General features: G+C 60.6%; 4 protein-coding genes and 1 pseudogene. 2 read left to right on the plus strand and 3 right to left on the minus strand.

All coding sequences use genetic code 11. The features are described 5' to 3' along the window. Positions 1 to 77 precede the first annotated feature (77 nt). Positions 78 to 422 (plus strand): annotated as a pseudogene (locus tag NKH01_RS26690) (transposase); the annotation flags it as partial. Positions 423 to 744: 322 nt separating this feature from the next. On the opposite strand, the gene NKH01_RS26695 reads toward NKH01_RS26690, so the two are convergent. The 3 genes from NKH01_RS26695 to NKH01_RS26705 all read right to left on the minus strand — a co-directional run bounded on the left by NKH01_RS26695 (position 745) and on the right by NKH01_RS26705 (position 9,938). Continuing rightward, positions 745 to 5,124, minus strand: coding sequence for an NACHT domain-containing protein (locus tag NKH01_RS26695; protein WP_353023238.1), 4,380 nt, complete (start codon positions 5,122 to 5,124; stop codon positions 745 to 747). Between the two features lie 16 nt (positions 5,125 to 5,140). Beyond that, positions 5,141 to 8,911: a hypothetical protein gene (locus NKH01_RS26700; RefSeq protein WP_353023272.1), complete on the minus strand. Its 3,771-nt coding sequence runs from the start codon at positions 8,909 to 8,911 to the stop codon at positions 5,141 to 5,143. Positions 8,912 to 9,407: 496 nt separating this feature from the next. Then, positions 9,408 to 9,938: a gamma-glutamylcyclotransferase gene (locus NKH01_RS26705; RefSeq protein ID WP_353016608.1), complete on the minus strand. Its 531-nt coding sequence runs from the start codon at positions 9,936 to 9,938 to the stop codon at positions 9,408 to 9,410. Between the two features lie 513 nt (positions 9,939 to 10,451). On the opposite strand from NKH01_RS26705, the gene NKH01_RS26710 reads away from it, so the two are divergent. After that, complete coding sequence (locus tag NKH01_RS26710) at positions 10,452 to 14,366, plus strand: NACHT domain-containing protein (protein WP_353016611.1); 3,915 nt, start codon at positions 10,452 to 10,454, stop codon at positions 14,364 to 14,366. The last annotated feature ends 151 nt before the right edge of the window (positions 14,367 to 14,517 follow it).

The following is a 14,517-nucleotide window of genomic DNA, read 5'->3' on the forward strand; positions in this document are numbered from 1 at the left end:
GACCGTGGATGCCGTCTCCGAATTAGGAACGCAAAATGTCGCCATGACGCCCCGACTTGACGTGATGACCCTCATGTGAGGACTACCGCCGCGACGGCGCCGATCGGCAGCAGGTCATGACGCTCGCCACCGACGAGTTCATCCGCCGATTCCTGTTCCACATCCTGCCACGTGGCTTGCACCGCATCCGGCACTACGGCCTGCTCGCCGGCTCTGCTCGCAAGACCAGCCTCGCACGCGCCCGCGAACTGCTGAACGTCGCTGCGCCGTCGGAGGACGACAACTCGGTAGAACCGACTGACTTCCGTCCGCCATGCCGGTGCTGCGGCGGAAGCATGATCATCATCGAGACGTTCGAACGGTGGCGACAGCCGCGCGGACCGCCGGACACCACGGCGACGAACCGGGAGAACTCTCCATGACCCGGCATGGCATGCTCCAGCCTTCAGCCGCAGGCACTCAGCCTCCGGCAACGGACCCACGCGTGTCCATGGTGATTATCGACGCCGAACGGGTCGCGTCCGGCCGCGCGACGAGCCGACAATACCGCGTGGCTGAAACGCGAAACGGTCCGTCCGCATCAAACCCGCCGCTTCCCAGCGGCGGTCGCGCCATCGCCGACACCAGCCGCAAATCGAAATCCCCATAACCATCGCCTGTGGCCCGCGGGTTCCTTCCTCGGGGACTTTCGTACGCCTGCCGGCGCCCGAAGCCGACATTTTGCCTGGATCGTGCGCCTACCGATCAGCTCCCGTCCTCTGCGTCGGGATCGGGCGTCAGGATTGGCCACGAACGCCCTGACGCAAGATCGGGATGGCGCGGTTCCGATTCTGGAGCGCCGTAGTCGTCCCTAAGCTTGTCGATGAGGTTGAGGTAGCGGGCGGCGGGGTCATCCTTCCCACCGCGGCCCGTCTTCGCCAACAACTTCCGGCGCAGCTCGATCGCCGGGACGGGCACGACATTGTAGGCACCTTCCCAGTTCTCCGCCGGGACGTGCTCCGTGACAACGCTTTGGATCGATTGCCACGTCATGAACGAGCGTCCGGTTTTCATCTCGAAATCAATCAGCATCAGCACGCCGTCCTCGCGGGGGGCTTCGGCGACCGCGTTTGCGAGCAAGGCGAGTTGCTTGGAAGTCGGTCCATCCTTCAGGAGGTCGTAGACATAGGCGCGGACCTCGGAGAATTCCGAATTCAAGCCACTCAATTCGCGTTGCCAACGCCACCCGTCGTATGACTTGCCGTCGAGCGCGCCGCTGACGATCAAATCAACGAGGCGGCGCGCGGCGGATATGGTGCCGAGGCGCAACGCCGCCGCGCGCCACTGATAGTTCTGATAGAGCCGCGGGTCTTCTTCGGCGAGCGTGAAGATCACGCCTTCTGCGTCGTCCGAGGACGAGTTGCCGAGGCCGCCGACCATTTCCTCGAGCATGCGCGGATCACGCTGAGCGTCCGGCATGCCGCGCACGATGGCGGGCAGATTGGTGATGGGCGTGGCGAAGGGTAAAAGGCGCAACCACGCGCGGAGCTGATACGCGTCGCTCTGAGTTAGAATCCAAGTCTCTTTCTTGGCCGCCTCAAAGGTCTCTGCGATGCCTTGGGCCACGAGCTTGATGTCGATGTCCTCGCCGGAGAGGATCAGCGACAAGAGCAAGCCTGCGCGCGCCTGCCTCGGCGCGAGAGAAATGAGCCTCTGGATTGTCGGTTCACGCTGGCCATGCGGGAGCCGCGCTCCGACAATGCCAAGCGCAATCCCCAGCTTCATTTGCGCATCCGTCGCACCATCGGCAATCAACGAGTCAATTGCGCCGAAGATTGCTTCCGCCTCGGCAGATGTTCCGGCAGGATCGGCGGCACGGGCCTCGCGACGCGCTTCGACGCGCGAGAAATCTTCGCCACTGCGGAATTTCCTCTCGTCCTTGGGTTCGTTCGCCTCGAACCACCGGAAGGCCAGAACACGTGCCGCCAGCTCGCCAAAATGCTCGTCCGTCAGGTATTCGCCCATCAGTGCGGCGGTTTCCGGGGCATTGATGGCCAAGAACGCGCGTTGATACTCGTGCATATGCGGGTGTTGCGCTTCGTGCACAGCGTCGCGATCTTTCCAGCCGCTCGCGGTCGCTTTCTCGCGGAAGGCCCGATAGCGAAGCAAATTGTCGTCGAGCAGTCTCTTCAATAGCGGAAGATGCGCGACAGATGGAGCATGGCTCAACATCGTTGCAATAGTAGCCACTTGCCAGCGCTTCTCATCGCCAGCGGCGAGCATGCGCTCGCCCCAATCCTGCGCCAGCACTCCAATCGCGGCCAAGCCTTCCTCATTGAAGGGCCGGGCTCGCTCCTCGTCGCCGTAGGTCTCGCGGGAAAACAGCTCGGCCAGTTGGGCGATTTCTTCATTGTCGGCGTTTGCCGCGCGCGCCCGAACGGCGGCCACCAAACTTGCCCCCGGCGTATGGCCAATACGCGCGCGCAGGCCGTGATAGCGATCACCCGACACCTCGCCGTACTTCCCGTTGGCGTCGCGCACAACCTTCCGGGCGGCAAGATACGCGTCGATCATCCGGCCAACGGCGTTTGGCCCCAGCACTGAAGCGGCGGCCTCGGCGCGATCATCGTGGCGGCTTGTCTCTTCGAGAGCGATCCCGAGCAATGTGTCGTCCTCAAGGGTAAACCCGGCGGCCGCGAGAATATTGTCTGCGCCGTAGAAGAGTTCGCGGTGCTCGCGCACGCGGCGCAGCAGCCCGTCAGCGAGCGCCTGCGGGTAGCGCTTTCGCACTTCGTATAACAGGTGCATTTCGCCGTCGCGCTTCCGGTCGATCTCCATTTCGGCGATGATCTCGGCAACTTCGGCGTCGGAGTCTTCTCCGTTCCGCGCGTGGACGAGCGAGCGCAGGCGCTGGAAGTGCGAAACGCCGGCGGTCATGCGTCGTTCGCGCGCTCGCTGGAGTTGTTCCTGCTGAATGGCATTGATCGCAATGTCGTCGAGGTGACCCTTCTCGGCGAGGATGTCGTAAGTCGCGTCGCCCGCATCGGCGAGCAAGTCGGCGACGTGGCGATCCGCCCGCCGAAATGAAAGCGCATCGGCCACCGTCGCTTTCACATCAGGGTCGCTCTCGGTTTTCGCAATTTCGGTCGCGAGGTCGAGGCCGTCAATTGCGCCGCGCGATGCAATTTCATGCAGCACATTCTTTCGGATTTCCGGAGGCAACGCCCCGATCCGCGCGGGGGCGTCGCTGCCGAGCACGGATGGACGAAATCGCTGTGCCGCCCGGAGGGCGGCCAAGTGTACCTGAGTGTTTGCGTGCGAAATTAGGGGCCAAAGAAGATCGCCGAACTCTGGCCTGCCTGAAGCGATCATGAAACGCACGGCGCGATCCACCTTGCCGGGCGCGTGCCACTTTTCGGTGAGGCTGCGAATCTCGGCTCCGATCGGCGCCCAAACGTCGTCGGTGGCGCGGAAGATCATTTCGCCCGCGAGGACGGGGTCGACCTCAAAGGCCGCGAGAATAGCGGCGCTGCATGCGGCCTTCTGCGCGGCGTCGCCGCGAGCGCTCCGTTCGACAGCGAACAGGATTGCTTCTTCCCACGGGCGCTGATCGAGCACGTTGGCCTTCAGTTTATCGCGCGCTGCCGGATCGCTGACGGCCTGTAGCATCAGTCGTTCGACGTGGTGCGATGCGTACCATTCCTGAAATTGCTGGTGCTGGAACGAATAACCCGGCGTGTCGCCGGAGCGCGTCAGAACGTGATTGCTGACAAGCGTGTCAAGCAGCGTGTCGGGCTGTGTGGCGATGGTCATCTGCCCCTCGGCCACCAGGATGCGCGCGGTCTCGGCAACCGATTTGCGCGCGTTGCTGTCCGTGATCGCCGTGTTGGCCGTTGTCGTGGCAAACACGGCGAGATTGTCCAAATAGTCCTGCTGGAAGCCGAGGGCCACGGCATGAAGCGCCGCCGCACCGCGGGCTTCCTGCTCGTGCGCGGCAACGAAGCGCCGTAGCACTTCTTCCTTTGTGGTCGGAAAAGGCGCGCCCTCCGGCAGTGACAGCAGCGCCGTGAGATAGAGGGGGATGGTGACGAGTTCGCGGACGCCCGCTGTCCGCCACGCCTGATCTATGAGCTGTGCGCCAGCCTCGCCACGCATGGCGCGCGCAATCTCCATTTGCTGCTCGTCGTCAAGCGGCAGCAAATCGACCCGCGTCCCGGCGAAAGGAATGTCGAGGGCCTGCCTGCGCGTGGAAATGACGAGACCGAGTTCGGGCAATTCAGTCTTGAGGACCGTGATTTGCACGCGCGCACGTTCGCGTGCTGCGGCATCCAGTTCGTTCCAGCCGTCAAGAAGCAGCACGACGCCGGGCTTCGCCGCGACAGTGCGGAAATCCTGCTCTGAAATTCCGTTGAACGCGGGGCGTTTCAGGATGGATACGAGCAGCGCCTCGCTTTCGGTGGTCCAATCCCCCAACGGCACGATAAGAGGCGTGCCGTTGCCGATCTCCAAAACGCCGTCGGCGACCTGAAAGAGGGTTGTTGTCTTTCCCATTCCGGGTGCCGCGACAAGGATAAGGTCATCCAGCGTGGTCACCGCGTTGGCAAGCGCGCGCGTGCTCAGCGCCTCGTCCAAATGCTTCACCTTTAACGTCAGCGTGAGCGCGACGTTTGTGCTCGGCCATTTGGGCGTTCGACGGAACACGGCCAGGTCGGCTGAGGCCGCTGATCGCAGGCGGCGCCCCAGCTCGTCCGGCGTGGGTGCTTGCATATCAGGCCCGTAGGGCACGTTGTGCATCACGCTGCGCCACGAATCCTCGTTCGTCTGCCTCTTCCACCTGCGCAATTCCTCGACAGTGAATTTCGAATCCTTGCCGTCGACGGCACGCCCGTGCACGTCGCAGAGCCAGATGCCGTTATCGGCGGCCGCGCGCTCGTCAGGAGTCATCTGCTCGTCGTAGCGGGGACCGCCCGGCGCGGCAGCGCAGATGTGCGAGGCTTGGCCGATATTGATTTCATCCGCGCCATCGGACGTGGCGGCGTGGGTCAAACGGCGGCATGCCGGGTTAGAGCAATGGCCGCGCGCTTGCCGCTCAATGGCCCGCTTGGTTGCGGGCGAAAACTCGTCTCTGTTCTTTTTCTTGGCCATTGATGGCTTGCTCGGATTAGGTCGCTTGGACACATTCTGAAATTTGCCCTTCGACTGAAATGCTGCCGATGTTGGCTGACATCAAAAGCAAAGATAAATACCCCATCACCTCGACGATATCGCTGGAAGTTCCGCCAATCGCAGCCTGCGCTTTCGCGGCGAAATCAACATCCCCGGTCCGCAGGTGCTCAATCAATTCCGATACAGCCGTTTGCAGACCCACGTCAAAATCATGAAGTCGCCTGGTCAGTTCATCGCGCTTGCTGGCAAAGTCTATATCCAAATTTCGGCGGGCAGCGATTTCTTCTTCAGGACGTGTCTCAATTCCAAGGCCTTTTTGATCCATTGCGCCAAGTTCGCCGGCCAGACTCATCACCTCCCCGAACAAGGCCGCCGTAGTAGACGGAGCTCGCGGCAATCCGAGTTCTTCAGCCCAGGCGATAGCACCTTCAACGTCAGGAAGGAGAGTCTGGTAACCGGACCTCGCCAGCGCCGGAAACGTGATACCCTCAATGGAAGGCATGATCGTTAGGTGGATCGACCAGTCCACCAATGACCGCACGAGCTCCGCTTGGTCAGTGAGCGCGACCGCCGCATCTGCAATGTCGAGCGCAGGCAATAACGCTAGAACGTCCATCGGAGGCCACGGTAGAGTGCCCTTGGCGTTAACGCGGAGATGGAAATCCACGACGATCCCGGATTCTTCCGCCGAACCTTCAATTTCTGCCCTGCGCCGAGCTAGTCGTCTTTCTCCCGCGGCCTTGGCAGAGAGAGATACAAGTCGCACGGCGTTGCCCACTCGCGCGCCTTTGGCTCGTGCCGCCCAAGTTGCCGCTGGTGGCTCATGTCTCTCATGCGCTTCCCCACCCAGCAGCCGTAGCGCCTCCAAGAGCGTCTTGAGCCGCGTAAGCATTGGAGAAGGCCCATTGCCAAGAAGCTGCCAAGGTTCTTCGGCAACGGCAGTGTCGACATCTGCTATGAGATCGCTCAACCAGGCAATGTATGCGCCAGCTTGATCGGGCAACTTCGCGAACCTCATAAAGAGATTGACGCTCGCGCTGTGCAGGAGGTTCTGAAACTTGGTTACTGCGGTGTTTGTTTCGCTGCTTCCGGCGCCCGAGGCTTCCAATGACGAAACAGCCGGAGGTGTGAGCGCTTCAGTTTCCGCATTAAGTGAATTTAGCCTTTCGGCGAGGCTGCCGAGTGCATCCTTTCCCCGAAAGTGCGCGTCGAAAACCTTCTCCAATGTAGGCACAAGGTCATCAAGGATAGCCACGCCTCGTGCCAGATAATCGCTATAGCTTGGAGAGGCGACACGACGGGAAATCAGATCTCGCCACCGCCGGTTCCATCGAGGAACAGACGGCGGAGGGAGATTTTCTCGAGGTATCCGCTTTGTCCCTAGCGGCAACTGGGTGAGGCCAGCTAATTCGCCGCTTGCGGTAATTGCGTTGGACACCGCAATGTCAGCCGACGGGCACAGGGCCAAGATCAGCTCGCACAAGCTCACAACCGCGTCATGTGGATTTTCTTGAAAAGAGGCGGCGACGTACCAAAGGTCGCAACGGACCATTACTCCGTCGTCCGCATTTGCGGTTGTTACAGGTCCGGCCCAAGCCGTTTCTGCTTGAACCCGCGCGAACAGCGCCTCTTGCCCGACCTCGGCGACCCAGTGCGCAGCAATCTCACGATCCAGGGCGACGAGAGTGCCCATCACCGATCCCACAAGATGTAGATCAGCATCCAACAGGCCTTCTGGAGCCTGCCATAGACTGTTACGTATTGCGTCTGGCAAAGCCATTCCGACCAAGGCCGCGAGGATCTCATCCAAGCTCGCCAGATCCGCTGTCTCGATCAGGGCAGACAAGGCAGAAGGTGAAATACGCTCCATCAACAGGCGTCGGGGGTCATTTTCCGGCGAACCTTTGATCTGCGAAAGTCGATCGGCTGCGGCCTGAACCTCCGGGATGATGCTGAGACTAGCCAGATCGATACCGGCGATGCCGAACATTGCGGCGCTCCCGACCTGCGTTCGCGGGAGCGCGCGCGCTTCGGAAGTGTCCAGCCATTCGTCCACGCCTGAGGAAACACGGCCAGAACCTAGACCCCGGAGCGCTGAGGCCAATGCCCGTGCGTCTGGATCGCCCTCCAAGCGGACAATCAAGCTATCGAGCACTGCCGCGACCGTCAGGCGTCGCGCCGATAACGTGTCGGCGACCAAGGGCTCGAGATCGGTGGCCGTCACGCTTGCGACCGTCCGTTCGAAACTCGTTTCGAGCGTGGGCAATGCCGTCTCATGCGTCAGCCGCAACAATTCTTCAGATCGAAGCTGGTGTAGGCCGGTGACCGCGCCCGGAGCAGGCGAGCGCACCAGATGTTCCTCGATGAGGCGCTGTAGTGCGCGTGACAGATCGGCCTCGCTGACCGAGAGCGTGCGCGCCAGTCGCGACGCATCGACTTCAGCATTCGCTGCGCCCGCCCAAGCGCCGGATCGCAGAGTATCGAGTTCAAGGGAACGCTTCGGATCTGAAATCCTGGCCGCGACCTGATCGGCGAGGAGTTCGTGCATTCGTTGTCCGCGTGTGAGGATATGGACGTATTCGAGAAGGAGACCATCGCTCATCTTCCACGGCTCGCGCCAACCCGCCCAGTTCGTCTTTCCGGCTTCGCGCAGTTCCCGCCAGAGCCGCTCCGCGAGTTCATCATCGGGATCGGCGCGTATTTCGGCGGCACGGGCACGCTCGGCAATCAACGTTACATCTTCTTCCCGGATCGAACCGAGCAGGACGACGCCGGGTACGGACATCGCTTCTTTGAGCAAGGCGCCCCAGCTTTCCGGTCCGTTTCGGCCAATGTCATCCATGACGAAGCCCAAGGGACTGTCTTCCGAGGCGCGGAACGTGCGGATCAACTGGCGCAGAGATGGAATATCCGCCGCGCTCAGACGACGAATTCGAAACCACCGCACCGTATGGCGCAATGTGTTGGCGGCTTCCCACATCAAAGCGGATTTGCCGGCCCCTGATGGGCCGACGATCAGCGCCGCGCGGTGTTGTTCAATACCTTTCACCAATGCCGATCTGCTTCGGGGCCGCTCGGATACCAGTCCTGCCGCGATGTGGCCGGGTTCTACATCGACCCCGAGATAGAAATTCGAATCGTTGAGAGGTGTGAGGAAATCGATCGGTTCGCAGACGCCTTCCTTGAGGGCGCGTTCGATCGCGTCAACGTCGACAGCAGCCAGAACATCGCGGATTGACGTTTCGGTGTCGGAGATCGAAAGGCCGCGATAGCTCTCCGGCGCTAACCGGCCATTGGCGTCTGCCAAAGCCCCTACGCGAACAAGCAGTTCGGCAAAACACATCTGCGCTGCGATCGGAGCACAGTTCGCCCGATCCGCGATCAGGTTGATCGCCCATTCCTGCGGTGATGTCGCCACGATGATCGACGTTCTCGGGAGAAGATCGAAGGCCCCACTGAACTTTGAAAGCCTGGCGCTAATCGGACCTTCGATTGAGCGCACTGCGGGTTGGTCCTCGACGGGTGTGAGACCCACCACCTCCTGCTCGAGAATAAGCTCCAATCGCTCCGGTCGCGGCACGGAGCCAAGCGATCGGTTCCATAAATCTTCTACGTGTTCTGCTGTCTCGCCTTCCGCATAGTGCCCGAGGTGTTCACGCCGGCTTTTGACTTGCACAAAGCTCGTTGCTTCGCCGCGCAGTTCAACATCATCGCCACCTTCCGGGATCACGATGGCCGGCGCTCGCTGGCCAACCCATATTTCCACCGCCAACCAAGCGGACACGGCATCCTGATAACGAAAGCCTCGACCGGCGTTTGATCCTGCCCTGGACGCGGCCTTGATTGGTTTAGACGACGGCTTTGGGTCGCGGCGCCGCTCTCTATTTTTTGCTCTCTTAGCCAAGTATACCCCTCTGAAGTTCCGTTGCCACTACTGCGAGCCTACGAGGCTTAGGCAGCTTTACCTGGTCATGTGCACTTGCGCGCGGTTATCGTATTAAGCCTCTGATTCTCAGCATTCCTCTTAATCATTCTCGTTGCACAACAGATCATGAATTGTATAGTAACCAGTGCTAGACAGAGTTCAGCCACATCCAAGAAACCTGCAGTGTGCAGTTGGCTCGCTTCCAACCTAAACTATTGGGCAATAACTAGGATCAGCGGTTCGCCATACCGATCCCTAGCGCAAAAATGGGGTGTGCCGCCCCCGCTCACTGCCGCTGGGCTAGTCGATTGCGAGCAGCAATCTCTCTAGCAACACGCTAACTATCAGATTGTTGAGCACTCCTGATAGCTGCCGCGAACGCGATGACGGTAGGATCCTCGACGCCAATGGCGTGAAGCTTTTCGGCAATGTTGAGCGCGTATTCGGAAGCCTTGCCGTCTCTTCCAACGGCTGCCAGCGCCATTGCAACCAGTTCGTCGAGAGTTTTTCCTGTGATGACGTTTCTTCCCACGTAGACTGGTAGACGCGCCTCAACGTTGCGGCCATCGCTCAGTTTGATCGTCATCTTTCGTAGAGGGAAGTTCCTGCCTTCGCGACGTTCTAGGTCAGCGAGCACTTCGGCCTGTTTTGAGTCGTTAAACTCAAACGCATAGCCGACGCAGGCGCCATCGGCCTTTTCGACCAAGTTCAACGTGGGACCAGGAGTGGCATCGGTCCCCCAATTCACTTTCGAAGCTTTGTTGAAAGCGCGTTCGTAGCCCTTCAATTCCGCCAGCACGCCGTTCGCGCCGCCATGTGCCGTTTGCCAGTCGTCCCACATGAGGGACCCATATCCGAACACCCACATTTTGTTTCCTCCACTTTCTGTATAGTGAGGGTATCCTCATACAGCCAACCGTTTGTGCTCAGAACCTAGAAAAGGTGCCATGGCAGGCCGCGAGGAACCTTTCGTCGTGCGTTGGGTGACGCGTCCGTTGTCCGACGCAAATGGTCCGCGGCAATTCATAGATCGGATGTCCGCTTGTGGAGGCGCTCTCCCGCGCAGCGGGTTCGTTCGACGCCCCCCAATTACAGCCGAAAACTGCTCCGAAATTGGGCGGCGTCGCTCTCTAGGCGCTGCGGCGCTCTGGCGACGTATCGGTCGGGTTGGATTCCAAGCTTGCTCTTTAGGAAAAAGATATAAAAGCTGTCGCTTTCGACATTAGGAATCATAGCGGTTTACCAGCCGATTCTCGACGGCCTATCCCGTACGTTCCCCGGTTGGTGTTGCCGCCACGCGGGCGAGGAAAGCAAGTCTCTCGGAGGATATTGGTTGGGCAGCAAAGTACGGCGAGCGGGGGGATCGGCTACAGGCGGCGGAATGAATTTCCAGGCTGCAGTGACCGCAATTGCAACCGTATACATGGCGCGTGGCCGACCGCTGATGTGGCTGGACAAACTCATAGACGACACGCCGGTTGCGGTGGACGCCGAGACTGGAGGCGCTGGCGACGACATTCGTCTGTTCCTCAAGGGTGGCAAGACGATCGAGGTTCAAGCGAAGAAGGGCCTGCGATCGGGCGACGATCTTTGGGAGGCGCTTCTCAAACTCGCGAGTGCAGTCACAACAGGGGCAGCCGATTTCGGTGTTTTGGCTGTGTCGCCGACCAGTAGCAACACGATCAAAGACGACCTGGCGAACGACCTAGTCAGGATCGGCGATGGCCGCATCGACGGGCTATCCGCCATTGCCAAGATCCTGATGGGCAAACTGGCAGCCGCAAACATCAGCGCAGAGAATGCCTGCGCACGCCTGCGCATCCAAACCGTACCTGCGCTGGCAGCAGACCAAGCGGCCATACAAGCGGCACGCGCGGAACTCGCGCATGTATGCGCGACGGATGCCGACACCGGTGCTGCGTGGAAGGCAATTTATGCTGACGCCTCGGCACTGATCGAGCAGAGGGGCCGCCGTGACGTTGCATCCGTCCTGCGCCTGATCAATGCAGAGGGGATTGCTGTTGCGGCAACGGCGAATGCGTCGCCGATCCAGCTTTTGTCCGAGCTATCTCAGTGGACGCTGGCGACGCATGCCACATTTACGATCTTTGGCGTCGATACGCCGCTCAAGACGGATGAGGACTGGATACCGCTCAGCGCTGTCGTTCGCGACGACAAGGCAAACGAGAACACCAGCCTCGAAGAGGCGCTGCGCCGCTATCAGGAGTGGGAGACCCGGTCGGCTCCGCGAGATGCCCGGTCGGTCAATCCCGAGACACTCGGACGCTTCGTCACGAGAGTTGTCCTGGTCGCTGGACCGGGCATGGGCAAGACGACGCTGCTCAAGCGTGTTGCGCGACGCTACAGCGAGCATCAAATCCCGGTGCTGCGGGTGCGCCTCTCGGCCGTTGCGGCGCGCATGCGGGCCGGTTTCGGTTTCGAAGAGGCTATATTTGAGCTGGGCCTGGACGGGAGTGGCATCTCGGTCGCCGAGGCCCGCGATGCCCGATTTCCGAACTGGATGCTTCTTTGCGACGGCCTGGACGAGTGCGGCGCGTTGCAAGAACAGGTTGCAGCGGGTTTGGCCCGATTTGCCCAGGGACATCCTGACAGTCGCATCCTGATCACCACTCGCCCGATCGGCTACAACGCTGCTCACTTCAAGGACTGGCGCCACTACGACATTTTCGCGCTCGACACGTCCGCTGCTCATCGGACGGCTGCACAGCTCATCCAAGCGATCGCTCCGCCTGGGTCGGAGCTGTCCGAGAATGCATTCGAAATCTGCCGGCGCGAACTGAGCGACAGACCGATTGCCCAGGTTGTCGGCCGCACACCGTTGCTGATTGGCTTGTCGGTTGCAATCCTTCTGCGCGGACGAGAGCTCGGTGCCACCCGAGAAAAAGTCTTCGCGCAAATCTTCGACCTCATCGGCGAAACGCCCAACGCACGTACCCCAGAGCCTCCCGCACCGGCTGTGTTGTTGCGACGGTTCCTTGACATCCTTGGCTGGCAGGTCACATCGCATCCGCTTGCGACAATCAGGGAAACAATTGATCGTTGCGCTGTCGACCTAGCCGCCGACATGGACACCACGCGGATTGCTGCGGCCGCCAACGCGGAACGCTTTCTCGACTACTGGCAGAATGTCGGCGTCGTTGAACGGGTTGGCCAAGGCGGTCAGCAGACTCTTGCATTCATTCACAAGAGCTTCGGCGAGTTTGCGGCGGCGCATTATCTGCGCACATTGCCTGAGACGCAACAGCCGCAGGTCGTCGGGGTGATCGCCGATTCCGAAGCTTGGGCCGAGGTGCTCCGTCTCGCCGGAATGCTAGGCATGGCAGATATTCTCGCGGCCCAGTTGCTATTGGCGTCGCCCGAGCGGCTCGTTCTGGCTACCGAATTGGTAGCGGAGGCAGATCCTGCACCGAGCGCACCGCTGCGAGTGAAGCTTCTTGAGCAGGCATTCGCCATTGTAGGCGGTACCCGACAGCGGCTCGCATTCGACATCGGGAAACCGTTGATCGCCTCAGCGCGGCGCTTTCCCGACGAGGTTGGCGCCATCGCTGCCACGTACCTTGAGGCGAGGGAGCCCTGGAGCAGGCTTATCGCGTGGGCATGTGCCGTCGCAGCCGGGCCCAAGTTTTACGATCTTGACGACTTGGTCGGCACGCTGCGCGACAACATCAATGCCGCCGGACCCACGATCAGCCCGTCGCTCGGTGGGGGTGTTGTTCTGGCCCGCGGCAATCAGCACGCTCTGGCTGAAGCGTTCGTTCTGAAGGCGAGTGAGGAGATCCTCGATAGAGCTCCAGCCCAAGTGGCAGATGCGCTGCTGCCTGAGGTTTTCAATCACGACAGCCTCGGGAGCGCGGGGTTCATCTCCAAGGCGATGGAACTCGCACATGCGAAAGGTCGGAACTATCAGATCGGCACTCCGGAATGGTCCAACGCCGCCGCATCTTGGCTCAACCTTCCGCCTGGTTTCCATGAAGCGGGCCGTAACCTCTATCAACTGATCTTCGAAGCGCTCGACCTGCCGCCAGATACTGCGGGCGCCGACGCCGAGCCTTTACCGCCGCCCCTGTTGCATCTTAGCGCGTTCATGGATGCCAGCGGAATGAACAAGGTGGCCGCAGGTGACTTTTGGAGCTGGTCGGAACCATTCGATCGTAGCTCGATCATAGCAGCACTACGCGGCTTCGTCGCAGCAACTGGTTTGGACCGGGACAAGCTTCGCCAGGATGCAGTGCATGCGCGGAGATATCTCGAGACCAAGACAGATAGCTTTATTTACGACATCACGACGGATGTAGACCCGCAGCCGATGGATTGGACGCGCGCACGATCGCTTGGACTCGACGCCATTCAGATCGAGACCGCTGTCACCCACCCGTCGCATTGGCTGAAATGGATCGCCGCGAACCTTCTTGGTGTGTTGCTCGACCCGGCAGAGCTCCAGAAGGCGGTCGAACGCTTATTCGCTACCGGTCGTAGGCGGACATTGTGGGCGGCTGCCGCTCTGGCCGAGGAACTGGGGCGCGATCGTGCCCTGCCGATGGTGTTCGATCGGCTTGGCAAGCCGCTGGTGCCGGGCTGCGAGTATCTGTTCGAACTACTCGAAGACCTGAAAGAGCCGTGGTCGCCCGATGTAGAGGCAGCCATTCGAACAGGGCTGTTCGCCGCTGACGTCGACACTGCTGAAGCGGCCGCGAAACTGGCGCTCGCACTAGCTCACCCAGGAATTCCAAAGCTCGCTGACGTGCTCGATCAGGCATATGCGTATTGGCTGAAGCATGAAGAGCCCTATCCAACAAAGGGTGGAGTTATTATCCCTACGAGCCCGCGTGCGAAGCTTGCAAAAGCTGGAGCCAGGTTGAGATTACCTTCATACGAAACCATCAAGAATTACCTTTGCGACACACGTTCAGATATCTACGACATCGGTGCCAGGCTTCTGGTTGAGCGGCTTCAACAGCCCCACGGGGAGCGACTACAGTTCTTCAATGAAGTTGAGGCAGGGGACGTGCCAGGTCGCGCCGTCGACAAGGTGCTCGCTAGCGGCGTGCGGCTCGATGTCGAAGAGCTGACCGCTGCGGAACGGCTGCTTGTGAGCCCGGACAAGGTCGTTCGGTATTGTGCGATGGCCCTGCTGAACGAGCGCTACATGGGCACCGAATGTATCCAGCAACATGCGGAAAGGATGTCTGCAGATAGTGAGCATCAGATTAGAAACAGGGCGCTATCGAAAGCGGGCGACGGTGGATCGCCGCAAGGCAGCTTGAGAGTGAGGTGAGATCCGGCCTCAGCGCGCTAGGGATCTCGCCTCGTGAGGTTTTTCCTGTATGCGAGAGGAAGTGCCATGTCTGCTATAACGCAACGGAGACCTCCAGCGTAGCCCCCGTTATGTCCGCTTTCAGGAAGCGGCAAGGCTGATCTCAATGACC

It is taken from the genome of Mesorhizobium sp. M1403 (assembly GCF_040317695.1).
Classification (GTDB): Bacteria; Pseudomonadota; Alphaproteobacteria; order Rhizobiales; family Rhizobiaceae; genus Mesorhizobium.

What these genes read in the sequence shown, in the direction of transcription:
- NKH01_RS26695 (WP_353023238.1), bottom strand. Translation starts at nt 5,124, where the DNA reads ATGGCCAAGAAAAAGAACAGAGACGAGTTTTCGCCCGCAACCAAGCGG.
- NKH01_RS26710 (WP_353016611.1), top strand. Translation starts at nt 10,452, where the DNA reads ATGAATTTCCAGGCTGCAGTGACCGCAATTGCAACCGTATACATGGCG.
- NKH01_RS26705 (WP_353016608.1), bottom strand. Translation starts at nt 9,938, where the DNA reads ATGTGGGTGTTCGGATATGGGTCCCTCATGTGGGACGACTGGCAAACG.